The organism is Amycolatopsis sp. NPDC045836, assembly GCF_056431745.1.
This window is the reverse complement of record NZ_JBWKKF010000010.1, coordinates 221601-244076: the sequence shown is the minus strand read 5'-3', so window position 1 is coordinate 244076 and position 22476 is coordinate 221601. Positions and strand designations below refer to the sequence as shown.

20 protein-coding genes and 1 pseudogene are annotated in these 22476 nt (G+C 73.0%); 6 read left to right on the top strand and 15 right to left on the bottom strand.

Annotation, left to right across the window (positions count from 1 at the left end; all coding sequences use genetic code 11):
- Nucleotides 1-23: 23 nt before the first annotated feature.
- From AC07EG_RS21275 to AC07EG_RS21255, 5 genes are all read right to left on the bottom strand, one after another.
- Nucleotides 24-1070 carry a PDR/VanB family oxidoreductase gene (locus tag AC07EG_RS21275; protein WP_478254865.1) on the bottom strand — a complete coding sequence of 349 codons (1047 nt, stop codon included), beginning with the start codon at nt 1068-1070 and terminating at the stop codon, nt 24-26.
- Nucleotides 1067-1981 carry a metal-dependent hydrolase gene (locus tag AC07EG_RS21270; RefSeq protein ID WP_478254864.1) on the bottom strand — a complete coding sequence of 305 codons (915 nt, stop codon included), beginning with the start codon at nt 1979-1981 and terminating at the stop codon, nt 1067-1069. The genes AC07EG_RS21275 and AC07EG_RS21270 overlap by 4 nt, the downstream gene beginning before the upstream one ends.
- 73 nt (nt 1982-2054) lie before the next feature.
- Nucleotides 2055-2711 (bottom strand): TetR/AcrR family transcriptional regulator, encoded by a 657-nt coding sequence (locus AC07EG_RS21265; protein ID WP_478254863.1) that lies wholly within the window; start codon nt 2709-2711, stop codon nt 2055-2057.
- A gap of 12 nt (nt 2712-2723) precedes the next feature.
- Complete coding sequence (locus AC07EG_RS21260) at nt 2724-3296, bottom strand: dihydrofolate reductase family protein (RefSeq protein WP_478254862.1); 573 nt, start codon at nt 3294-3296, stop codon at nt 2724-2726.
- A gap of 58 nt (nt 3297-3354) precedes the next feature.
- On the bottom strand, nt 3355-3570 hold the full coding sequence (locus tag AC07EG_RS21255; protein ID WP_478254861.1) for a hypothetical protein: 216 nt from the start codon (nt 3568-3570) through the stop codon (nt 3355-3357).
- 60 nt (nt 3571-3630) lie between these two features.
- Between AC07EG_RS21255 and AC07EG_RS21250 the strand changes: the two genes are divergently transcribed.
- From AC07EG_RS21250 to AC07EG_RS21240, 3 genes are all read left to right on the top strand, one after another.
- Nucleotides 3631-3951 carry a hypothetical protein gene (locus AC07EG_RS21250; protein ID WP_478254860.1) on the top strand — a complete coding sequence of 107 codons (321 nt, stop codon included), beginning with the start codon at nt 3631-3633 and terminating at the stop codon, nt 3949-3951.
- 15 nt (nt 3952-3966) lie between these two features.
- Nucleotides 3967-4563, top strand: coding sequence for a class I SAM-dependent methyltransferase (locus AC07EG_RS21245; protein WP_478254859.1), 597 nt, complete (start codon nt 3967-3969; stop codon nt 4561-4563).
- A 201-nt stretch (nt 4564-4764) separates the two neighbouring features.
- Nucleotides 4765-5427: a hypothetical protein gene (locus AC07EG_RS21240; RefSeq protein ID WP_478254858.1), complete on the top strand. Its 663-nt coding sequence runs from the start codon at nt 4765-4767 to the stop codon at nt 5425-5427.
- A gap of 161 nt (nt 5428-5588) precedes the next feature.
- On the opposite strand, the gene AC07EG_RS21235 is transcribed toward AC07EG_RS21240, so the two are convergent.
- From AC07EG_RS21235 to AC07EG_RS21215, 5 genes and pseudogenes are all read right to left on the bottom strand, one after another.
- Nucleotides 5589-5960 (bottom strand): LacI family DNA-binding transcriptional regulator, encoded by a 372-nt coding sequence (locus AC07EG_RS21235; protein WP_478254857.1) that lies wholly within the window; start codon nt 5958-5960, stop codon nt 5589-5591.
- Nucleotides 5957-8422 carry a glycoside hydrolase family 2 protein gene (locus AC07EG_RS21230; RefSeq protein WP_478254856.1) on the bottom strand — a complete coding sequence of 822 codons (2466 nt, stop codon included), beginning with the start codon at nt 8420-8422 and terminating at the stop codon, nt 5957-5959. The genes AC07EG_RS21235 and AC07EG_RS21230 overlap by 4 nt, the downstream gene beginning before the upstream one ends.
- Nucleotides 8423-8652: 230 nt before the next feature.
- Nucleotides 8653-9195 carry a dihydrofolate reductase family protein gene (locus AC07EG_RS21225; RefSeq protein ID WP_478254855.1) on the bottom strand — a complete coding sequence of 181 codons (543 nt, stop codon included), beginning with the start codon at nt 9193-9195 and terminating at the stop codon, nt 8653-8655.
- Nucleotides 9196-9222: 27 nt separating this feature from the next.
- Nucleotides 9223-9345 (bottom strand): annotated as a pseudogene (locus AC07EG_RS21220) (cupin domain-containing protein); the annotation flags it as partial.
- Nucleotides 9346-9370: 25 nt separating this feature from the next.
- On the bottom strand, nt 9371-9595 hold the full coding sequence (locus AC07EG_RS21215) for a cupin domain-containing protein (protein WP_478254854.1): 225 nt from the start codon (nt 9593-9595) through the stop codon (nt 9371-9373).
- Nucleotides 9596-9710: 115 nt separating this feature from the next.
- On the opposite strand from AC07EG_RS21215, the gene AC07EG_RS21210 reads away from it, so the two are divergent.
- Entirely contained in the window at nt 9711-12311 is a 2601-nt protein-coding gene (locus AC07EG_RS21210) for an ATP-binding protein (RefSeq protein ID WP_478254853.1), read from the top strand.
- 316 nt (nt 12312-12627) lie between these two features.
- Here the strand turns inward: AC07EG_RS21210 and AC07EG_RS21205 are convergent, their stop codons facing one another.
- Genes AC07EG_RS21205 through AC07EG_RS21185 form a run of 5 tightly spaced genes read right to left on the bottom strand, consistent with a single transcriptional unit; the run spans nt 12628 to nt 17823 of the window.
- A complete protein-coding gene (locus AC07EG_RS21205; RefSeq protein ID WP_478254852.1) occupies nt 12628-13506 on the bottom strand; it encodes a sulfite exporter TauE/SafE family protein in 879 nt (292 codons plus the stop codon).
- A 4-nt stretch (nt 13507-13510) separates the two neighbouring features.
- A complete protein-coding gene (locus AC07EG_RS21200) occupies nt 13511-14875 on the bottom strand; it encodes an adenylyl-sulfate kinase (RefSeq protein ID WP_478254851.1) in 1365 nt (454 codons plus the stop codon).
- A complete protein-coding gene (locus AC07EG_RS21195) occupies nt 14865-16091 on the bottom strand; it encodes a sulfate adenylyltransferase subunit 1 (protein WP_478254850.1) in 1227 nt (408 codons plus the stop codon). The genes AC07EG_RS21200 and AC07EG_RS21195 overlap by 11 nt, the downstream gene beginning before the upstream one ends.
- A gap of 8 nt (nt 16092-16099) precedes the next feature.
- Complete coding sequence (cysD, locus tag AC07EG_RS21190; protein ID WP_478254849.1) at nt 16100-16999, bottom strand: sulfate adenylyltransferase subunit CysD; 900 nt, start codon at nt 16997-16999, stop codon at nt 16100-16102.
- On the bottom strand, nt 16996-17823 hold the full coding sequence (locus AC07EG_RS21185; RefSeq protein ID WP_478254848.1) for a 3'(2'),5'-bisphosphate nucleotidase CysQ: 828 nt from the start codon (nt 17821-17823) through the stop codon (nt 16996-16998). The genes cysD and AC07EG_RS21185 overlap by 4 nt, the downstream gene beginning before the upstream one ends.
- A gap of 664 nt (nt 17824-18487) precedes the next feature.
- On the opposite strand from AC07EG_RS21185, the gene AC07EG_RS21180 reads away from it, so the two are divergent.
- Nucleotides 18488-20683 (top strand): CarB family protein, encoded by a 2196-nt coding sequence (locus tag AC07EG_RS21180; RefSeq protein WP_478254847.1) that lies wholly within the window; start codon nt 18488-18490, stop codon nt 20681-20683.
- Complete coding sequence (locus AC07EG_RS21175; RefSeq protein ID WP_478254846.1) at nt 20680-22401, top strand: carbamoyltransferase N-terminal domain-containing protein; 1722 nt, start codon at nt 20680-20682, stop codon at nt 22399-22401. The genes AC07EG_RS21180 and AC07EG_RS21175 overlap by 4 nt, the downstream gene beginning before the upstream one ends.
- Nucleotides 22402-22476 lie beyond the last annotated feature (75 nt).

Here is a 22476-nt window from a genome sequence, read left to right as displayed (position 1 = left end):
GGGTGCCTCCACAGCGAAGGTCGTCAGAGGTCGAGGAGCAGGGGACCGCCCGCCGAGCGGGAAACGCAGACCAGCATCGAATCCGGCCGGGGCCGGGCCCGGTCCCGGTGCTCGACGTCACCGGCGAGCACCCGGGTCCGGCAGGTGCCGCAGAAGCCCTGGCGGCAGGAGTACGCGACCCCCGGCACCACGCGGCGGATCGCGGTCAGCGCGGTTTCGTCCGCCGCGACCGGAACGGTGGTCCCGCTGCGGTGGAGCCGGATTTCGAACGCCGAACCGTTGACCACCGGCAGCGGCGAGAACCGTTCGGTGTGCAGGGAAGCGGTGGGGTTGATCTCGCGCACCAGCCCGCGGGCGGTGGTCATCAGCGGGGGAGGGCCGCAGAGGTAGATCGCCGCGCCGGGGGCCGCGAGCGGCAGGATCGAGGTGATGTCCGGCAGCCCGGCCTCGTCGTCCGGGCGGAGGTCCACGGCCCCGGTGCCGTACCGGCCGAGTTCGGCGAGGAACGGCATGCCCGCCCGCGACCGGCCGAGGTAGACCAGGTGCCACGGCACCCCGCGCTCGTGGCAGGACCGCACCATCGGCAGGATCGGCGTGATGCCGATGCCACCGGCGACGAACAGGTACGACGGGGCGTCGACCAGCGGGAAGGCGTTGCGCGGCCCGCGGGCGGTGATCCGGGTGCCCGCGCGGAGTTCGTGGACCTCCCGTGAACCGCCCAGTCCGGCGCCGATCCGCCGCACGGCGACGCGGTAGGCGGACCGGTCGGCGGGGTCCCCGCACAGCGAGTACTGGCGCTGCCTGCCTGAAGGCAGGAACACGTCGAGGTGCGCGCCGGGCACCCAGCGCGGCAGCTGTTCCCCGTCGGCCGTCAGGGTCAGGCTGACCACGTCCTCGGCTTCCTCGCGGACCTCGTCGACCCGCAGGTCCAGGTCGAACCCCGTGCGCCGCACCGGATTCGGCCGCGACAGCAGCGGGGCCACCGGACCGGCGGCGAACACGAGCCGGTAGGCGGCGCTGGCCAGCGCCGCGAGGCGCATCGCCCCGGACGGCTGGTAGGCCGCCTTCACCGGGCGGCACCGGTGGCCGCCGGGGACCGCGCCAGGTACCGCAGCGCCTCGTCCATGCTGCCGAGCTGCGAGGGGTGGAACTTCGGGTGCAGGTACTTCGGGATCTCGGTGAGGAAGAGGGTGGCAGGCGGGATGAGCCGGCGGCGGGTGGCACCGAGCAGCTGCACCGGCCAGAACCGGCCCTTGTCCGGGGACGGGTCCTTGCCGAACAGCGAGCCGGCGGTGGTCAGGAACAACACGGCGAGGGTGAAGCCGGCCAGCAGCGCCGTGCGGGCCCGGCGGCCGTAGCTGCCGTCGACGTGCATGAATGCGTCGAAGGCGACGTTGCGGTGCTCGACCTCTTCGGCGCCGTGCCAGCGCACGAGGTCCAGCATGGTCGGGTGCATGCCCGCCGCTTCCAGCTGGTCGGCGTTGAGCAGCCATTCGCCGACCACCGCGGTGTAGTGCTCCATCGCGGCGAACAGGCCCAGCCGCTCGCAGAGCCACGCGTGCTTCGCCCGGCCGGTCAGGCCCCAGTCGCCGAGGACCCTGTCCACCAGCCACGCCATCTTCTGGGCCACCGGCTCGACGTCCAGGCCGAGCGTGGCCAGGTGCTCACGCGCGCCCTCGTGCGACGAAGCGTGGGTGGCCTCCTGCCCGATGAAGCCGACGACCTCCTCGCGCAGCCGCTCGTCCTCGATCAGCGGGAGCGCCTCGGCCAGCGCGCCCGACATGGCGCGTTCGCCCTCGGGCAGCACCAGGTGCATGACGTTGATGATGTGCGTGGCCATCGGCTCGCCGGGGATGTAGTGCACGGGCACCCCGTCCCAGGAGAACTCCACCTCACGCGGGGCGATGGCGTGGGCCTGGTCGTCGTACCGGCGTGCCCCGCGCACGTCGACCACCGGTTTGCCGCGGAACAGTCCGAACATCGTGCCGTCCTAACGCTCGCTGGGGGCGGCCACGATATTTTCTGACAGCAGGTGATGTCAACATCAGCTGATGTCAGATCGCGGCGGAGTTCACCTCGGCCAGCCGTTCGACGACCTGGGACACGTGCTCGACGAACCGTTCGCGGCTGATCGAGGTCCGACCGGACAGCCAGGCCTGGTAGAGGTAGGCCAGCGCGCCGAACACGGCTTCGGCGTTGAGCGCCACGTCGTGCTCGTCGGCGGTGTCGGCGCCGAGGCCGGGGTTGCGCAGCGCCAGCGCGATCGGCTTGGTGAACTCGCCGACCAGTTCGGCACCGCGGTTCGCCAGCTCCGGCGCGGCCAGCGACTCCACGAACAGCACCCGGCCCCGCCGCGGATCGGCGGTGACGAACCCGGTGAACGCCGCGACCACCTGCCGGACCAGGGCGCGGGTGTCGGCCGGTGCTTCCGCGAGCGCCCGCAGGAGCTCGGCCCGCGCCTGCTCGGTCACCGCCTCCAGCACGGCCACCAGCAGCGCCTCGCGGTTGGGGAAGCTCTCGTAGAAGTAGCGCTCGGTCAGCTTGGCCTCGCGGCACACCCCGCGCATGGTCACCGAGGCGGCGCCGCCGGTGCCCATCATCGCGAACCCGGCGTCGACCAGCTGCTGCCGCCGCCGCGCCTGCCGCTCGTCGGCGGCCACGCCCCGCCACGGCCGCTGGGCGGCGTCGGTACCACCGGGAGCTTCGGTCACCGGCTCATCCTGTCACGCCGCCCGGCGGTGCCCGGCCCGGTAACGCGCGTAGATCAGCCCGCTGTCGAACGCGCGCTGCTCGACCAGTTCCAGGTCCAGGCGGACGCCGTCGGGGAAGAACCGCTTGCCGCCGCCGACCACGCTGGTGGTGATGAACAGGTGGTACTCGTCCACCAGGCCCGCCGCGATCGCCTGGGCCGCGAGGTTCGGGCCGTCGACGGTGAGGTCGGCCTCGGCTTCGGCCTTGAGCCTGCGCACCGCCTCCGGGTCGAAGGTCCGCTCGATCCTGGTCTTCGCGCTGGACACCGATTCGAGCGTCGAGGAGTACACGACCTTCTCCGCGGCCTGCCAGTCGCGGGCGTACTGCACGATGTGCGGCGGCTGGCCGGGCTCGGTGTGCGCGGTCTCCCAGTAGACCATCGTCTCGTACATGCGCCTGCCGTAGAGGTAGGTGCCGACGGGGCGGAACAGGTCGTTGACGAAGGTGTGCACCTCCTCGTTCTCGGCGCCGGTGCCGAGGTCGCCCTCCGCCGCTTCGGCATAGCCGTCGAGCGAGGTGAACATCGAGTAGATGAGCTTGGCCATGGGGTCCTCCGGGTGCATCAGCGGTTCCGCCGGTGGTGACCCGGGCGGGCCGCGAAACTCATCGGTCGCCCGGCTCCGGCATGGGCACCAGGAACCGCCGCGCCACCGCGGCCAGTTGCTCGTCGTCGTCGGCGGCGGCGTCGTTGACGTCGACGTCAGCGGAAACGTGGCCGGCGCGTTGCTCGCGGCGCAGCTGGCCCGCCACGAACTGCCGCACGGTGGCCAGCGTCCGCCCGCCGTCGGTGCTCATCGACGGGACCAGCAAGACCGCCAAGCTCGGTTGCGACATCGGTTCGCGCAACGCCGGCCCGGCGGCGAAATGATCGTCACCTGCGTGAAGACCCGGCTGGTGCACGCCGCGGTGCGGCACCTGCTGCCGCAGCCCCCGCACTGGCCGCCGGTGGCCGAGGAGGACGGCGGGTCCTCTGTGGACGGTGGGATCCTCGGCAGGCCCATCCTCGGCGCGTTCACCCGGTTCCTGCTCGACGTGGACTGGGAGCCGTTCATCGCCGTGCGCGAAGGGTTGCTGCCGCTGCCGCCGGCCCCGAAGGCGTACTGGCTGTTCGCCGAGTTCCTGCGCAAGGCGGCGCTGCTGTTCCTGTCCGAAGCCGAGCCGATCAGCATCGAGATCCCGGAAACCAGCCGCCCCGGGTGACGCTACTCTGGTGCGGTGGAGCCGTACTGGAACACCAACGTGGCAAGGCACCCGGACATCCTGCGGGCGGTGCCCGGCGGTTGTGCTGACGCACTGGACGTGGGCTGCGGGGACGGCCTGCTGGCCCGCAAGCTGACCGCGCACACGGCCCGGGTCACCGGCGTCGACAGCTCACCGGAGATGATCGCCCTCGCGAAGGCGGCCGGCGGCGGCCCAACCTACGTCGAGGGCGATTTCCTCACCGCCGACCTGCCTCGCTGCGACTTCATCAGCTCGGTCACCGCCATCCACCACATGGACTTCGAGGCGGCGCTGACCCGGATGCGCGACCTGCTCAACCCGGGCGGTGTGCTGTTCGTGGTCGGCCTGGCCCGCGAGTCGAGCCCAGCCGACTGGGCGGCGCGCCTGGTGACCTATCCGGCGGTCTGGCTGATCAAACTGGTGCGCCGGGCCCACGGCCCCGCCGGAATGCCGGTCTCCCGGGCGAACATGACCTACACCCAGGTCCGGACCACGGCTGAACGGATCCTGCCCGGGGTGCGCTACCGGTGGCACTACCTGCGCCGCTATTCCCTGGTCTGGACCAAGCCCGCTCTTCCCGCGCAGTCCTGACCCTTTCCTTTCCTCGAGCGAAGCGGTGACCAGCCAATACCGGCACCCATCGAGGCAACCGGCCCGCCCCGCTTCACGCGACTTCTGGCTCGGCCCGTTGTCCGGGCGGACTTCCTCGGGTGCAGGATTTCCGTTGCCGCCCGGGGGCGGACGACTCCGGCCCGTATGCCAGGACGAGGTGAGGACGCGAGGTGGTCGACGATGCCGTTCGTCATCGTGTTCGTCCTGGTGGTGGTCGAGCTCGTCATCTGGCTCACGTCCTGGCTGGCCGGACTGGTGAGTACCACTTTGATGCTCGCGCTGATCGGCTCGCTGGCCATCCTGCCGGCGGGGCTGGTGCCGCGATGGCGAGTTCGCCGCTTGCGCAGGCACCTGAAGAGGCTTCATCGGAGTACCCGGTGTGTGCTGGCTGTGCGGGTGGTAGCGGATGACGGCATCGGACACGGCGATCGAGCGTTCGGGGCATCCGCGAGCGGCTTCCGGTACCTGGTCTATCCCGATCAGGCGACGTACTCGCCGAAAGACCTCGAGCTGTGGCGCTGGCGTCGAAGTTCGCCGGTCCGCGACACCTCGATAAGGACCGAGCAGCTACGCCGTGTAACGGTGTCCCCCGGTGGCGACTCCGGTTGGTGGACCGGCCAGCCCGCGACCATCTCCTTCCTGTTCGAGGGAGCGGAAGAGCCTCCGCTCACCCTGCTGGTTCCCGGGAACCAGCAGGGCACGCTGGAACTGGCTTGGCGTTTGGACAAGGGGATCAGGCGACGCCGACAGCGGCGGACCAGGAGAATGACCGAGCCGGAAAGCGCGCTTTCGCCGGGCGAGGAGCCCAGCGATCAAGCTGCACTGGAAGAACCCAGCCGGTGACGACCACGCGCCTGGAGTCCGGTTTCTGCTCGCGCAAGCGCCGGCCGGAGCACTCATCAAGACAACCCGCCCACCCCCGGTCTTCGCCGTAGTCACCAGGAAAACCCGGGATGGTGCCCCGTCGGACGAGGACACCAGGGCCGTCGGCGGAATCCGCGCCGTCAGCAGGCGCCGGGTGAGGCGGGCGGCGGCCCCATGGTGACCACCCGGGCTCCCGGCAGGCCGTCCGTGGCGGCCACGAAGGCGGCGGAACACCGTCGCGTGTGGACGAACTCGGCCGGACCGGCGACCCGGGCGACTTCCCGGTGCCCCAGCGTGGTGAGGTAGTCGGCAACAAAGCCCACCGCGCCGGCGCGGGCGGGCCGCCAGGAGCGGGTCACGCCGTAGGGCCGCCAGCCCAGTTCGCCGGCGATGCGCACGATCCGGCGGCGGGTCGATTCGGACACCCCGGCGCGGCCGTTGAGCGCGTAGGACACCGCCCCCTTCGACACCCCGGCTTCCCTGGCGATGTCCGCCATCGTCGGCCGCCTCATCCCGGGGCCGCCATCCCGGCGGGCTCGTCCCGGCTCGCCAGCACGTCGTTGACGCAGCGCAGCACGGGATGGGCGGTGAACGCCGCCGGGTCCCCGGTGCGGTGGCGGACCCGGAAGACCACCGACTCGCCGGGGAGCACGGTCAGCATGGCCTGGTCCACGACCGCGCCGGGGTCCACGCGATCGGCGAACAAGCACAGGTCCCGCAGCAGGGCGCGGGCGCGCACGGTGACCACGGTCCCTTCGCCGGCCGGCTGGGCCGTCGCTTCGAACCCGGGCTCGGGGTAGGCCAGGGAGTGGTCGCGGTCGAAGAACCACAGCGCCCGCGTGTCCCCGGTGGTCACCACGACCAGTTCCCGAGCCGGGTCGGCGGCACGAGCGACCGCGGCCGGGAGCGCCACGTGCTCGGCCGAGCGTGGGGCGGCATCGAACGCCACGCTCTCCTCCGCCCGGACTTCGCCGGTGAACGCCAGGCGCTGCAAGCGAAGCCGCCCGTTCCACGCCGAGCCGGTGTCGTTCAGGACCGCGACGGCGAGCCCGTCCTCCTGCGGCTGGACGGTCAACCGGCGGTCCCGGTGGGCGTCCCGCAGCGCGTACCAGAGCAGCTTGCGGCGCCCGGCGCTGTCGACGGCCGCCCAGCTCATCGACGGCCAGCAGTCGTTGAGCTGCCAGACCACGGTGCCGGTGCAGCGCGGCCAGAGCGACCGGAAGTGTTCCACCCCGAGGCGGATCGCGCGGGCCTGGTTGAGCTGGGTGAGGAAGTGCCAGTCGTCGTCACCGGTGATCGGGCCGAAGTGCCCGGCCAGGCCGCGGGCCAGCTTCCCGGCGCCGTCGATCGCCTTCTGGTGCGCCAGCACACCGGGGGAGTCGGGGCCGAGCGCACCGAACCCGTCGACCGCGGTGGAGTGGGCGGGCGGCCCCTGGTACCCGAATTCGGCGACGAACCGGGGCCGGTAGGTGCGGTAGTGGTCGTAGTCGCGTTCGTTCCAGACGTCCCAGATGTGGATGGGCCCGTGGTCGGGGTGGTTCGGGTGGACCGCGGGATCACCCGAGTAGGGGCTGCCCGGCCAGTACGGGCGGGTCGGGTCGAGCCGGGCGACCACCTCGGCGAGCGTGCCGAAGTAGTAGCCGCCACCCCAGGTGCGGTCGCCGAGCTGGTCCCGCCAGTCCCAGTCCCAGTGCCCCCAGATGTTCTCGTTGTTCCCGTTCCACAGCACCAGGCTCGGGTGCCAGGCCAGCCGCCGCACGGCCTCCTCGGCTTCGGCGCGCACCTCCCCGGCCAGCGGCTCCTCCTCGGGGTAGGCCGCGCAGGCGAACAGGAAGTCCTGCCACACCAGCAGTCCGCGTTCGTCGGCGAGGTCGTAGAAGCTTTCGCTTTCGTAGATGCCACCGCCCCACACCCGGACGAGGTTGACCCCGGCGTCACACGCCTGGCCGAGCCGTTCGGCGTAGCGCTCGGGTGTGATCCGGGGGAAGAACACGTCGTCCGGGATCCAGTTCACCCCCCGGATCAGGATCGGTTCGCCGTTGACGCGGAAGGTGAACGGGGTGCCGTGGGCGTCCGGGGTGGTGTCCAGTTCGACGGTGCGGAAACCGATCCGCCGGTCCCACCCGTCCAGCAGTTCGGCACCGGCGCGGAGTTCGAGCCGCACGCCGTAGCGCGGCTGGGCGCCGTGCCCCCGTGGCCACCACAGTTCCGGTTGCTCCACGGTCAGTTCGACCACCACCGCCGACTGTCCGTCCGGAATGGACACTTGCTGTTCGTGGTCACCGATCCGGGCGACGGCCACCAGTTCGCCCTCGGCGATCCGCTCCACGCCGACGTGCAGCTTCACCCGGCCGGTGCCGTCGGCGCCGACGGTCACCTCCGGGCGGACCTCGGCCAGCCGGGCGGTGTGCCACCGGTGCAGGCCGATCGGCCGCCAGATGCCGCAGGTGGTGAACGACGGTCCCCAGTCCCAGCCGAAGTTGCAGGCGGCCTTGCGGACGAACTGGTACGGCATCGGGTACGCGCCCGGCCGGTCGCCGAGTTCCGCACGCAGGCGCTCGGCGTAGGCCAGCGCCGAGCGGAAGGTCACCGACAGCTCGTTGCGGCCCCCGCGCACCGCGCCACGCAGGTCGAACCGGTGCGTGCGGTGCATGTTCACCGCCGTCCCGACGGGTTCGCCGTTCAGCGCCACTTCGGCCACGGTGTCGAGCCCCTCGCACACCAGGTCCAGCCGGCCGGAGTCGCCGACGGCGGTGAATTCGCAGGTGTACCGCCAGTCCGACGCGCCGATCCAGGCCAGTTCCGCCTCCCGGTCCCCGGTCAGCGGATCCGGGATCAGCCCGGCGGCCAGCAGGTCGGTGTGCACCGTGCCGGGGACCTCGGCGGGGAGCAGGCGGTCGCCGTGGTGCAGCTGCCAGCCGGTGAGCGGGGTGACGGTGGGCATCGGCACCAGGGTTCGGCTGTTCAGCTTCATCGCTTCGCTCCTCAGGCGGGGACCTCGTGCCGAGTGGCGAAAACGCTACGCGCGGCGAAGTTAAGCGGTCAAGCTGTGCACCCGGGTGGCCGCGACGGCCGTCACGTGACCCTATTCGTTCAGCGCCCTAATCAATGGCTTTGTGCAGGAGTTTTGCCGTATGGGACAGGTTGGCCGATGACGTGCCCGAATATTGCTTAACCGCTCAAGTTCACTGAACTTTCAAGCGGTCACGCCGGGCGGTAGCGCAGATCCAGCACCCCGTGGGGCAGTTCCGCCGAACCCGCCGGGGTGAGCGGGGTGGCCGGCTGGGTGTGGTCGAACAACCGCCTGCCCTTGCCCACCACCAGCGGGTGCACCAGCAGCCGCAGCTCGTCCAGCAGGCCGGCCCGCAGCAGGGCGCGGATCAGCGTGGCGCTGCCGGTGATGGTCAGGTTCCCGCCCGCCCGCGCCTTGAGCCCGGCGAGTTCGCCCAGCGGATCGGTGCCGAGCACGGTGGTGTTCTGCCACTCCGGGGCGGTCAGGGTGCTGGAGGCCACCAGCTTGCCGATGCCGTTGAGCTGGTCGGCCATCGGGCCGGTCTGGTGCGGCCAGACCGCGGCGAACTCCTCGTAGGTGCGCCTGCCGAGCAGCAGGGTGCCCGCCTCGGCGTACATCTGCCCGAGCACGGCGCCCATTTCGTCGCTGAGGTACGGGAAGTGCCAGTTCTGGGGTGCTTCCACCACGCCGTCCAGCGAGATGAACAGGCCGGCGACGATCTTGCGTGCGGTCATGGTCTTGCTCCTTGCCGGGTTCCGGGTTCAGAAGGAAACGGACTGCTTGCGGGCTTCGTCCTCGTCGAGGAAGGTCTGCTCGATGCGGGGTGAGGCGTGGATGCACATCATCCTGAGCGGTTCGGTGCCGGTGGCCCGGAAGGCGTGCGCGGTGCCCGGCCCGACGACGACGACGTCACCGGCGCTCGCCCTGCGTCTCCCCGCCGGCGCTGCGGACGTGCGCGGTCCCGGACAGCACCACCCAGGTCTCCGAGTACGGGTGCACGTGCGCCCCCGGGCCCTGCCCCGGCTGGTTCTCGACGTGGAAGAAGGAGATGCCGGAGCCGTACTGCCCGCCTTCGAACCGGGCGGTCCGGCCGCTGCCGATGCGCAGGTCGTCCTCTTTGGCGATGATCAACATTCCGCTGGTCCTTTCCGGGTGGCCGGTGTGCCGCGTTCAGCCTGCTCGGCGCGGGCGCCGGGCGCCTCCGTGGAGACCACGGAGCCACCACGGACCCACCACGGATACTGGACGCGTGCAGGAGCCGATCTCCCCGAGGGAACGCGAGGTGCTGGCCGCCGTCGCCGGGCACGCCACGAACGCGCAGATCGCCCGCCGGCTCGGGGTGTCGGTCCGGACGGTGGAAAGCCACGTGTCGGCCCTGCTGCGCAAGCTCGGGGCCGCCGATCGCCGGGCGCTGGCCGAGCTGGCGGGTGAGCCCGCCGGCCCCGCCGCCTGGGCCGGGCTGCCGGTGCCCCGCACCAGCTTCGTCGGCCGCCGGGACGAGGTGGACGGGGTGCTGCGGCTGGTGGCGGCCTCGCCGGTGACCACGATCGCCGGTCCCGGTGGGGCGGGCAAGACCCGGCTCGCCGTCGCCGCGGTGGAGCGGCTGGCGCCGGGGTTCCCGGCCGGTGGGGGCTTCGTGGACCTGGTGCCGGTCCAGCCGGGATACGTCACCGAGGCGGTGGCGGCCACGCTGCGCGTCACGCCCCAGCCGGGGCGGTCGCTGCTGGAGGCCGTCGCGGCCCGGCTGCGCGGCCGGTCGCTGCTGGTGCTGGACAACTGCGAGCACCTGGTGGACGAGGTCGCCGACGTGCTCGACCGGCTGCTCGCCCTGGCGCCGTCGGTCCGGGTGCTGGCGACCAGCCGGGAACGGCTGGGCATCGCGGGGGAGACGGTGCTGCACCTCGGTCCGCTGCGCACCCCGGGGGAAGCGGTCGCGCTGTTCACCGACCGGGCCCGCGCGATCGCGCCGGAGTTCACCGCCGATCCGGCCGAACTGGTCGCGCTCTGCGAGGACCTCGGTTCCGCGCCGCTGGCCATCGAGCTGGCGGCCGCCCGCAGCGCCTCCCTCGGCCTCGACGGCCTGCGGGCCGGGACCGGCGACCTGCTGCGCCTGCTGTCCACCGGCCGTGGTGGCAACCGCAGGCACAACTCGCTGCGCGCGGTGATCGACTGGAGCTACCGGCTGCTGAGCGAGGAGGAGCAGCGCGTGCTGCGCCGGATCGCGCTGTTCGCCGGGGCGTTCGACCTGACGGCGGTCGCCGCGCTGCACCCGGAGCACGGGCCGGGTGCCCTCGCCGATCTGGTGGGCAGGCTCGCCGACAAGAGCCTGGTCTCGCTGCTGCCCGGCTCGGCCCGGTGGTCGCTGTTGACCGGGGTGCGCCAGTTCGCCGCCGAGCGGCTGCGGGAGTCGGCGGAGGAGGGTGAAGCGACCGGCCGGTACCGGGAGTGGGCTGCCGGGCGGGCTCGTGCGCTGCGTGCTCGTGGCGAAGGCTGGCAGGACGAGTTCGATTCCCTCGCCGACGACCTGCGTGCCTGCGTGGCCGCCGCACCGACCGGCGAACTGGCCTCCGACGTGGCGTCGCTGAGCTTCGCCAGGGGGTTCCTCGCCGAGGCGCGGCGTCACTTCGAGACCGCGGCCGCGCTGGCTCCGGCGGGGGACGCGCTCCAGGCGGCGGCGTGCTGCGCCCACCTGCTTTCCGGGGCCTACGACCAGTACCTGCTGCTGGCCTCGGCCCGTGAGCGGGTGGCGGACCCGGTGGCCCGCGCGGACTGCCTCGCCGCGGCGGCGGTGGTGGCCGAACGGTTCCGCGGTGCCGGTTTCCCGCCCGGCTTCGACCCGGCGGAGGCCGCGTCCCTGTTCGAGACCGCACTGTCGCTCGTGGACGATCCGGAACGGCCGGAGTTCGCCGTGGCGCGGGCGTGGCTTTCCGGGGCCCAGTCACTCGATCCCGGACTGGCCGCCGCCGCGGAAGCCGCTGCCGGTGACCCGGTGCTGCTCAGCGCCGCCCTGGACGCCCGGTGCGGGGCAGCCGCGCTCGCCGGTGACCCGGAGACCTCCCTGCGGTTGAGCCTGCGGCGGCTGGACCTGGTCGGTGACCTGGTGCCGGAGCCGGCGGTGGTGGTCGAGGTGGCCGACGCCTTCCGCGCGGTGTCCACCTACGCCGTCGCCACCGGTGCGGTGACCGAGGCGCTGGCCGCGAGCAGGCGGGCGCAGGCCCACCCGGCGCTGGCCGCGGACCCGTACTGGGGCCACAGCGGACTGGTCACCGCGCTGGCGCTGGCCGGTGCGCTGGACGAGGCGGAGGAGGCGGCCGGACGGCTGTGGTCGGGGGTCGCCGACGCGGGTCATCCACGCAACGCCACCATCGCGGTGCCCCTGCTGGCTGCCGCGCTCGCCGCCGGTCTGCGTGGTGACGCGGAGAAGGCGGACAGCTGGCGTGACCGCGCGCTGCGGATCGCCGGCGTCGCCGACGTGGCTTCTTCGCCGAATCTGGCACCGTGGGACGCGTTCGTCCGGGGCAGGATCGCGTTGCACACCGGCCAGGCGGGACGGCGGTTGCTGCGGGAGGCCGGTGGGGATTTCGTGGCGGGCCGGTTCGACGGGTACGCGGCGGCGGTCGCCGCGGAACTGGCCGTCGCACTGGACGACCCGGACACCGACGGGTACCTGCGGCGCGCCACCCGGCACGCCCGGCACAACCGCTGGGCGGCGGCCGGCGTGCTGCGCGCCCGCGCCACGAGAACCGGCGATGCCGCGCTGATGGCGGAGGCGGTCGCCGCGTGGCGTGCGCTCGGCGCGGAGTTCGAGAGCACCGTGTCCTGGGCGACCGTGCCGCCGGGGCCCGCGTAGCCGCGCCGGGTTCGGCGGCGGCGGGTTTCGGGGGAGTGGGTTGTGCCGCTGTGTTGCCGGGGCCGGTGGCGATGGCCGAGGGGTGCGCTTGGTGTCGTTGTGCTCGGGAACGGTGCTGCCGGGGCACTCGGGTGTGGGTGGTGGCGTTGCCGCGTCAAGGCTGGCGGCGTTGGTGGGGTGCGCGTTCGGTGCCGCGTTGGGCGGTGCTGTGCTTCGGGCGCCGCTGGGGCGATTCGGGTGCGCGTGGCGGCGCTGCGTTGGCAGCACTGGCGGCAGGGGCCGAAGTTCCGGTGCCCGGCAGCCGCGGCTCGTGCGGTCAGGGTGATCGGTCCGCCGGGACGGCCTCGGCCGGGGTGGAGCGCCGGGTGCGCCGGGTCCGGTAGGCCGCCAGCACGGCGATCACCGCACCCGCCGTGACGATGATCGGCAGGTGAGCGGTCAGCAGGGACGTGCCGGTGGAGGCGAGCAGCACCGCCAGCGCACTGCGCAGCAGCCGCGCCGGGAGCCGGGGGGCGAGCAGGCTGCCCGCGATCACCGCCGGGATGCCGCCGAGCAGCAGCGGCCAGGCCACCGAAAAGTGGAAATCGCCCAGCAGGGCGTGGCCGAGGGCGGCGGTGAACACCATCGGCAGCGCCTGCACGATGTCGGTGGCGACCAGGGAGGACATCCGCAGCGCCGGGTAGAGCAGCAGCAGGCTCGCCGCGACGATCGAGCCCGAGCCGACCGAGGTGAAGCCGACCAGCAGGCCGGTGACCGCGCCGAGCGAAGCGGTCCGGAGCCGCCGGACGGGCACCAGCCGGGGCCGCTCCGGCCCGCCCGGCCGCCAGCGGTGCACCGCCAGCACGGTCATCAGCGCGACGGCCAGCAGCACCACGCCGATGGTGGCCCGCAGCAGTTCGTGGAACACCGGCGCCGGACCGGCCAGCTTGGTGACCACCGGGCCGACCAGCGCCGCCGGCACGCTGCCCGCGGACAACCACAGCACGATCGGCCAGTGCACGTCCCCGCGGGCCTGGTGCACAAAACCACCGGTGAGCTTCAGGCCCAGCGCGACCAGGAGATCACTGGACACCGCGGTGGTCGGCGGCAGGCCGAACACCAGCACCAGCAGCGGGGTCAGCAGCGCCCCGCCGCCGATACCGGTCATCCCGACCAGCAGGCCGACCAGCGCGCCCGCGCAAACCAGCGACCACATGGGCTCACCCGGCCGCTTCCCAGGGACCCGGCCGCACCCAGCCCCGCCGGACGAGGACCTCCCGGACCGCGGCTTCCCCGTCGACGCCGTGCGTGCCGACCACCACGTCCGGGGCGAACGGGACCTCGTAGGGGTCGTCGACCCCGGTCAAGCCCCGCAACCGGCCGGCGGCCGCGGCGGCGTAGAGCCCCTTCGGATCACGCCGGCGGCATTCGGCCACCGGGGTGGCCACGTGCACCAGCAGGAAGTTCGCCACCGGGGTGACCGTGCGCCGGAACAGTTCGCGGCCCTGTTCGTGCGGGGCCACCGGCGCGCACACCACCACCCCGCCGTGCCGGGCGCATTCGGCGGCGACCGTGGCCAGGCGGGACAGGTTGCGCAGCCGGTCCGCGCGGGAGAACGACAGGTCCGGCGACAGGGTGGTGCGCACGATGTCGCCGTCGAGCAGGGTGACCGAGCGGGGGGTCGAGGCGGTCAGCCAGTCACGCAGGCCGCGGGCGAGGGTCGACTTGCCCGACGCGGGCAGGCCGGTGAGCAGCACCACCAGGCCCGCGCGGTGGTCCGGCGGCGACGACGCGGCAGCCACCGCGCCGAGTGCCTCGCGCAGGGCCGGATCCGTGTCCGGCCCCTCGGGGCAGGTGCGCACGGCGGCGGTGACCGCGTCCGCGGCCCGCTCACCCGCGTGCGCGCCCGCCAGCAGCGTGCCCGCGCCGAACCGGCGGGCGGCCTTGGCGGTGAGCCAGTGCTGTTCCGGGGTCTGCCACCAGGCAGGCGGCAGCGGCAGCCCGGCGACCTCCACCTCGCCACCCAGCAGGCAGGCCACCGCGCGGACCCCGCGCACGGCGGCGACCGCGGCGGTCCCGTCGTGGCCCAGCAACGGCATCAGCAGCAGCGGGTGCCCGCTCGCGGCCGCCTCCCGCAGCGCACCGCGGACGGTGCCCGGGCTCAGCGGGCCGTCCACGGCCAGCGCGACGCGGTCGGCGTGCGGGCCGGGGGCGCCGGGCGGACGGCGCAGGGCGCGGAACGCTCCGGTGCGCGGCACCGCGTCCAGCCGCACCCGGCCGGAGACCAGGTGCTCATCGCCCGCGGTCCAGGATTCGGCGACCTCGACCGTGCCGAGCCGTTGCCCCTCCGGTTCCAGCAGGGACAACACGGTGCCCGGGGGCACCGGGGTTTCCGTGCGCATCCGCCACGGCCAGCGCCACGGCGTCCCGTCGGCCAGTTCACCGCGGGCGCGCACCGTGGCCAGGTCCGCACGGGAGAGGTAACCGGCGACCGGGTCCAGCGCGCCCCAGGCGAACAGCTCGTGGATGTCGCAGTCCTGTGTGGACAGCCGGACGGACAGCACCGTGCCCTGCTCAGCGAGCATCGTCCACCATTCCCGCGCCGGCCGTGGCGGCCGTGGTCTCGTCGACGAGCACGAAGCTGCCGGTGATCCGGTTGTCGGCGTAGCGGTCGGCGAACACCGGCTCGGACAGCTTCAGCACCACCGAGCCGATGTCGTTGAGGGCGAGCCGGTCCGACGGCACCTCGGCCAGCCCCGGCAGCTCCAGCCGGTGCTCGATCCGCTCCACCACCGCGCGCACCCACCTGGTGGTGTGCCGCAGGCCGTAGACCGCGCCCGGTTTCAGCGGCTGGTCGTCCAGCCAGCACACCGAGGCCCGCAGTCCACCGGCCACCGCGGGCACCCCGTCCACCGCGGCGAGCATGCCGCCGCGCGAGAGGTCCACGTCGTCGGCCAGCGTCACCGCCACCGAGGTCCCGGCGTCGGCGGACGGCACTTCGCCACCGCCGTCACGCACCCCGGTGACCGCGGTGACCACGTTGCCCGGCAGCACCCGCACGTTCGTGCCCGGCCGGAGTTCACCGGCGGCCAGCCGACCGGCGTACCACCGCTCGATCCGGCCGTTTTCCTTGTGCTGCAACACCGTCTGCACCGGCAGCCGGACACCGGTGCGGTGCGGCGCGGCCGGTCGCACCTCTTCGAGGAAGGCGAGCAGCGGCGGGCCCTCATACCACGGGGTCCTGGCCGAGCGCTCGACCACGTTGTCGCCGTGGCGCGCGGACACCGGCACCACCACCGGTTCCGGCAGGCCGAGCTGCTTGGCGCTGTGCTCGAGCGCTTCACGCATGCGGTCGAAGGGTTCCCGGGCGTAGCCGGTGAGGTCGATCTTGTTCACGCAGACGACCAGCGCGGGTACGCGCATGGTGGCCAGCACCGCCAGGTGCCTGGCGGTCTGCGTGGTGAGCCCGGCGGAGAGGTCGGTCAGCAGCAGGGCGACGTCGGCGGCGGAGGCCGCGGTCACCATGTTGCGGGTGTACTGCTCGTGCCCCGGCGCGTCGGCCAGCACGAACCCCCGCCGCTCGGTGTGGAAGTAGCGGTGGGCCACGTCGATGGTGATGCCCTGCTCGCGTTCCGCGCGCAGGCCGTCGGTGAGCAGGGCGAGGTCGGGCTCGCGGCCGCCCGCCGCGCCGCGGAGTTCGTCGAGGTGGTCGTCGGCGACCGAGCCGGTGTCCAGCAGCAGGCGGCCCACCAGCGTGCTCTTCCCGTCGTCGACCGAACCGGCGGTGACGACCCGCAACATTTCCCGCACTAGAAGTAGCCTTCCTTCTTCCGGTCCTCCATGGCCGCTTCGCTGACCCGGTCGTCGGCCCGGGTGGCCCCGCGTTCGGTGACGCGGGCGGTGAGCACCTCCTCGAGCACCTCGGCCACCGTGCCCGCGGTGGAGGGCACGGCCCCGGTGCAGGTCATGTCGCCCACCGTGCGGTAGCGGACCGTGCGCCGCGCGGGGGCGGGGTCGTGCTCGCGGCGGGCCGGGGTGGCGGCGTCGAGCAGGATGCCGTCGCGGGCGAACACCTCGCGTTCGTGCGCGAAGTACAGCGAGGGCAGGGGCACGTCCCGGACCGCGATGTAGGTCCAGACGTCGACCTCGGTCCAGTTCGACAGCGGGAACACCCGCATGTTCTGCCCCGGCGCGAGCCGGGTGTTGGGCACCTCCCACAGCTCCGGTCGCTGGGCCCGCGGATCCCAGCGGCCGAACGCGTCCCGCAGCGAGAAGACCCGTTCCTTGGCCCGCGCCTTCTCCTCGTCCCGGCGGGCACCGCCGAGCAGGGCGTCGAAACCGTGCTCGCGGATGGCCCGCAGCAGCACCGGCGACTGGAACTTGTTCCGGCTCTCGCCGCTGAGCGCGGCTTCGGGCAGCAGGCCGTCACGGACCGCTTCCGCCACCGAGGCCACCACCAGCCGGGCACCGCGGCGCGCGGCGGTTTCGTCGCGGTAGGCGAGCACTTCGGGGAAGTTGTGCCCGGTGTCGATGTGCAGCAGCGGAAACGGCAGCGGCGCGGGGGCGAACGCCCGGCAGGCCAGTTCGAGCAGCACCGCGGAATCCTTGCCACCGGAGAACAACAGCGCCGGCCTGCTGAACTCGGCGGTCTCCCGGATGATCGAGATGGCTTCGGATTCGAGCTGCCGCGTGCGGGACCCGGGGATCACCGGCGGTCCTCGGCACGCAGGGCGTCCAATGCGGCCCACAGCTCGCCTGCGGCGGACGGGCGGCAGATGACGATGTCCGGCATCGCCGGGTCGGGCTGGTTGTACCGCGGGACGGAGCCGTCGAGCCGCCGCACCCGCAGGCCGTGCGCCAGCGCCACGGCGACCGGGGCGGCGGAGTCCCATTCGTACTGACCGCCGGTGTGCACGTAGGCCGTGCCGTGCCCGGCGAGCACCGCGGCGGCCTTCGCGCCCGCCGAACCCATCGACGCCACCTCGGCGCCCCAGCGCTCGGCCAGCGGCACGGTCAGGTGCGGCGGGCGGCTCCGGCTGACCAGCACCACCCGCGTGGCCGGGTCCGGTGGCAGCTCGACCGGCCGCCAGGTGGAGCACACCCGGTCCTGAGCAGGCAGCGCGACCGCGCCCGCCACCAGGGAACCGTCGGCCCACAACGCGACGTGCACCGCCCAGTCGGTGCGGCCGGCCTGGCCGAACTCGCGGGTGCCGTCGAGCGGGTCGACGATCCACACCCGGTCGGCGTCGAGCCGGGAGGGGTCGTCGGCCGACTCCTCGGACAGCACGGCGTCGGAGGGACGCTGGTCGGCGAGGCGGTGCTGGAGGAATTCGTTGGCGAGCCGGTCGCCTTCGGCCCTGAGGCCGGGGCCGCCGGAGCGGCGCAGCTCCAGGAGCAGTTCGCCGGCTCCGTGCGCGAGGTCGTGGGCCAGCCAGTGGTCGTTCGCGTCCGGTGCGGCCCGGTACCCCGGCGCCGGGGGCGCCGCTGGTGTCACCGCCGGGCCCGGCCACCGTCCGGCCGAGGTTCTGGTCATCATTCCCCAATAGCGGATATGCCGTTCGCGCGAATTGCGAAACGGAGAGGAGACCGCCGATGCGGGCCCGCGCGAGTACTGCTCACCATTCCCCAGTGCGCGCGGACGGCCACGGCCGTCGATGGCCTCACCGTACCCGCATCCCGGCGGAGAATCACCGCCGCGTGGCGAATCTGTGCAATTTGTGCGGGTTTTGGCCGGAAATTACCCCGTTTGCCGGAGCAAGGGCAGTTATGGCTCCGGCGTTGCTCCATACCGGTTCACCCGCCCGGCTGCCGACCCTGCGGTAGGGCTGCACCGAGTGCAAACCACCTGCCTGATTCCCGAAGTTCGGACTGATCGCCAGGTGGAATCCTTCCGCTGCCCGGAAGCATCCCGCTGGGCTACCGGGGTGAACAGGCGGGCTACCCGGGTGGTCGACGCCCCGTCACCCCGCCGGAGGGGGCGTTGACATATCACGAACAGGTGGAGATAGTGGGCAGCGGTCGCGAGTGGTCCGCGGCCAAATCGGATCGCACGCCTGCCTGGGGGTAAAGCGTGAGCGTCTGCCATTGTCCTTTTCGCCGAATTCGGGAGAAGCCGGTGACTGGCCTTTTTTATCCGGGTGCCCGGAAGTGCTGTTGTGACCCAGCGCGCTGACCGCCGGTCCGCGCTGATAATCGGTTTGAGTGGTGTCGAACCCGGCTGCCCGGACTGGGTGGCCGGCGCCTGTCGTTCACTGCGCGACGAGGGGTGGCGGGTGCTGCTCGCCGAAGCCGATCCGGAAACCGTGCTCCGGTGCCGCGGCTTCGCCGACACCTGGTGCTCGGGTGCGGCCGAAGCCGTCGTCGCCGAAGCGCGGCCGGAGCTGGTGCTGATCGCGAATGGTCTGTACCGGTGGCCCGGTCCGCCGGGGGTGCCGGCCGAAGCCGGGGCCGATGGTGCGCTGGTGGTGTGCTTCGACGGCACCGAGGTGCTGGTCGCGGGTACGGCGGAGGCGCTGGGGGCCGAGCGGCTGCTCGCCGCGCCGGCGCCGTCGATGGCCGAACGGGAGCTGAAGAAGCTGGAACTGCTCGGGGTCACCGCACTGCGTGAAGCCGGTGCACCGCCGGGTGGGTACACCATCGGCTTCGACCGCGACGGCGACGGAAACCCGGTCTTCCGCGGTGTCGGCGGGCTGAACCCGCGCTCGGCGTCGCTGGCCGCGGCGGTCACGGGCTTCCCGCTGGCCGAAGTGGTGGTCAAGCTCGTGCTCGGCCGCCGGCTCGGTGAGCTGCGGGAACTGCTGCCGCTGCCCCGGGAAGCCGCGTCGTGCACCCTGGTCCGGCTGGGCGGGGCGGTGGCCGCCGGACCCGATCCCGACGCCGCCCGCCACCGGGTTTCGCCGGGCACCCGGCCCGCCGGGATCCGCCTGGACGCGGGGGAGCTGACCGCCGGGCGACTCCGCCACGCCAAGGCCGCCGGGCTGTCCGACGAGGAGATCGGGCGCCTGCGCGGCCTGCGCCCCGACACGGTGCGCGAGCTGCGGCACGCGCTCGGCGTGGTCCCCGGTTTTCCGGCGCTCGGTGGTTCGACCACGCGTTTTCCCAGCTATCACGACGATTCCGCGCCACCACCGCGTTCGGCACCCGCCGTGCTGGTGGTGGGGGCGCGACCGGCCACGATCCCGCGGCTGCCGGGCGGGGAAACCGTGGTGCTCGGCGATTCCCCGGGGTTGGCCGGGGCCGCCGACCGCGCCTACCTGACTGCCTGCACCGCCGAAGAGGTGCTGGAGATCGTCCGGGCCGAAACGCTGGCCGGCCCGGTGGCCGGGGTGCTGCTCCAGCTCGGCGGCGAGACCGCGCGGGCACTGGTGGCACCGCTGCGGGAGGCGGGCGTGCCGCTGGTGGGCGCGCCGTCCGGGGAGGTGCCGGAGGTGGTGGTGCCGCCCGTGGGCGCGGTGGAGGTCGAGGTGACCGCGCTGCACGACGGGACCGAGACCTTCCTCGCCGGGATCAGCGAATACGTCGAAAGGACCTCGGCCAGGCCGGGACCGCGGTCGCTCGGCTGGCCGGTGCGCACGCTGGGCGGTGACCTGACCCGGCTGCGGGCGGCCACCAGCGCGGTGGCCGGGCGGCTGGGCGCACGCGGACTGGTGAGCGCGCGCTACGCGATCGCGGGCGACCGGGTGCACACGCTCGCCGCCGTGCCGGGTGACCTGCCTTCGTTCGCTTTCACCGCGGTCTGCGGTGAACTGCCGCTGGCCGACCTGGCCGCCCGGGTCGCACTGGGGGCGAGCATCGAGCGGTTGCGCTCCGGCGGACTGCTGCCCGCTCGTGACGACGAGGCCGCCGCGTTCTCCGCCGTGCTGAGACCCCACGTGCGCTCGGGCGTGCCCGTGCTGGGCGCCTCGGCGCACTTCGCGGGCGCGTTCGGCGCGGCCATGGCCGCCGCGCACAGCAGGCTGCCCACCGGCGGCGGCCTGCTGGTGTCCGAAGTGGACGGTGATCGGCGGGAGCTGGCGCTGCCGCTGCACGTGCTCGCCGAACGCGGCTTCACCCTGTTCGCCACCGAAGCGCCCGCGGCCATCCTGCGCCGGCACGGCCTGGCCGTGCGGCAGGTCCCCGACCACGCCGTCGCCGGACTGCTCACCGGCGGTTCCGTGCACCTCCTCGTCGACACCCGTGCCGGGCACCGCGTCACCGCGGGCAGGCACGGAATCCCCGTACTGGCCACCACCTGCGAACTCACCGCCGCCGTGCGGGCCATCGAGGCCCAGAACGCACGCGGGGTGGCCCGCCCGATCCCTGAGTTCCCCGCCGACGGGAGGACGCCGTGTGCCGACGGCGTCACCGGCGGCCCCAGCGCGTCCTTGCTGACGCTACAAGGAGGTAGTCGATGATCACTGGTGGGCTCAAGCTCACGCAGAGCGGCGGTCTCGCTCTGCTCAACGACAACAAGCTCGAGTTCAACATCGAGATCCAGAAACTCAACAACAACGCACGCTACAGCAACGTCGACGATGTCGAAATCCTGGTCCAGATACTGGAAAGCCACGGTTACGAGCTCGGTGACGTGGAGCAGTGGGTGCTGGACGGCTGGGACGGCGCGGTCAACGGCCACGTCGCCACGCTGAACCACGGGGTGCCGATGGAGGTCACCGTCGCGCCCTACCGCGAGACCGACCGGGTGCCCGACCCGCTGCAGCCCGGCCACCTCGGCGAGCTGCGCATCGGTGAGGCGACGAAGTCCTACCACAGCTACGTGCACGTGGGCAGCCACCTCGCCGCCGCCTACTGCACCAGCCCGTTCGCCCGCCGCGGTGAGCCCTCGTTCGTGATGGTCTGGGACGGCGGCTGCTTCCCCCGCCTGTACTTCGTCGACGAGCGGGGCCGGATCGAACCGGGCGGGGAGGCGTTCCCGCTGATCGGCCACACCTACTCGATGGCGTCGCAGCACTTCGGTCCGTTCAAGCGCGCCAGCAAGTCGTCGAACGTCGACGACCTGGCGGTGGCCGGGAAGATGATGGCCTACATCGCGCTCGGCGCGGTCAAGCCGGACATCAAGGAGGTGCTGCACGAGCTGTTCCGCAAGCACTTCACCGCGGACAGCCCGAGCGTGCGCGCCTACCGCGAGAAGATCATCGGCTGCGGCAGCACCGGTGAGCCGTCGCACGGCTACGTGCACGCCTACCTCTACGAAGTGCGCGAGCGCATGGACAAGCTGGGCGCCTCCGACGACGACGTGCTGGCCAGCTTCCACGAGTTCATCGAGGAACTGCTGCTCGAGCACGTCATCGCGAAGATCAAGGCGTGGAAGGGCGACGGCCCGTGGAACCTGTGCTTCGCCGGTGGCTGCGCGCTGAACATCAAGTGGAACAGCGCCCTGCGCGCGCACCCGGCGATCCGGTCGATGTGGGTGCCGCCGTTCCCCGACGACTCCGGCTCGGCCATCGGCACCGCGGCCCTGCACTTCGGGAACCTGGCCGGTGGGCTGCAGGCGATCGAATGGGACACCCGGATGGGCCCGGACCTGCTGCGCACCCCGCACACCCCGGCCGGGTGGACGGTGGAGCCGTGCCGCCCCGAGGAACTGGCCAGGCTGCTGCACCGCACCGGCAAGCCGGCGGTGCTGCTGCGGGGCCGCGCCGAACTCGGCCCGCGGGCGCTCGGCGGGCGCAGCATCATCGCCCCGGCCACCGACCCGAAGATGAAGGCGATCCTCAACGACGCCAAGAAGCGCGAGCACTACCGGCCGGTGGCGCCGATCTGCCTGACCGAGCACGCCCCGGAGATCTTCGACCCCGGCACGCCGGACCCGCACATGCTCTTCGAGCACCGGGTGCGCCCGGAGTGGGTGGACCGCATCCCGGCGGTGCTGCACCTCGACGGCACCGCCCGCCTGCAGACCGTCAGCAACGAGGACGACCCGAACCTGGCGGCGATCCTGCGGGAGTACCACAAGTGGAGCGGGGTGCCGGTGCTGTGCAACACCAGCGCCAACTACAACGGCCGCAGCTTCTTCCCGGACGCCGCGTCGGCGATGGAGTGGGGGCAGGTCGACCTGGTCTGGAGCGACGGCGTGCTCTACCGCCGCACCCGGCACGGCGGCGAGCGGTAGCCCGGTTTCGCCCGGCCGGCGGTGAGCGCGCCCGCCGGCCGGGCGTGTCCAAGCCGCCCGGATCGCGGAAGGGAA

Bases quoted from the DNA above. Each gene is read 5' to 3' on its own strand.
- AC07EG_RS21230 (WP_478254856.1), bottom strand. From the start codon at position 8,422: ATGAAGCTGAACAGCCGAACCCTGGTGCCGATGCCCACCGTCACCCCG.
- AC07EG_RS21185 (WP_478254848.1), bottom strand. From the start codon at position 17,823: ATGACCAGAACCTCGGCCGGACGGTGGCCGGGCCCGGCGGTGACACCA.
- AC07EG_RS21200 (WP_478254851.1), bottom strand. From the start codon at position 14,875: ATGCTCGCTGAGCAGGGCACGGTGCTGTCCGTCCGGCTGTCCACACAG.
- AC07EG_RS21225 (WP_478254855.1), bottom strand. From the start codon at position 9,195: ATGACCGCACGCAAGATCGTCGCCGGCCTGTTCATCTCGCTGGACGGC.
- AC07EG_RS21205 (WP_478254852.1), bottom strand. From the start codon at position 13,506: ATGTGGTCGCTGGTTTGCGCGGGCGCGCTGGTCGGCCTGCTGGTCGGG.
- AC07EG_RS21195 (WP_478254850.1), bottom strand. From the start codon at position 16,091: ATGTTGCGGGTCGTCACCGCCGGTTCGGTCGACGACGGGAAGAGCACG.
- AC07EG_RS21175 (WP_478254846.1), top strand. From the start codon at position 20,680: ATGATCACTGGTGGGCTCAAGCTCACGCAGAGCGGCGGTCTCGCTCTG.
- AC07EG_RS21270 (WP_478254864.1), bottom strand. From the start codon at position 1,981: ATGTTCGGACTGTTCCGCGGCAAACCGGTGGTCGACGTGCGCGGGGCA.
- AC07EG_RS21235 (WP_478254857.1), bottom strand. From the start codon at position 5,960: ATGAGGCGGCCGACGATGGCGGACATCGCCAGGGAAGCCGGGGTGTCG.
- AC07EG_RS21215 (WP_478254854.1), bottom strand. From the start codon at position 9,595: ATGTTGATCATCGCCAAAGAGGACGACCTGCGCATCGGCAGCGGCCGG.
- AC07EG_RS21260 (WP_478254862.1), bottom strand. From the start codon at position 3,296: ATGGCCAAGCTCATCTACTCGATGTTCACCTCGCTCGACGGCTATGCC.
- AC07EG_RS21240 (WP_478254858.1), top strand. From the start codon at position 4,765: ATGCCGTTCGTCATCGTGTTCGTCCTGGTGGTGGTCGAGCTCGTCATC.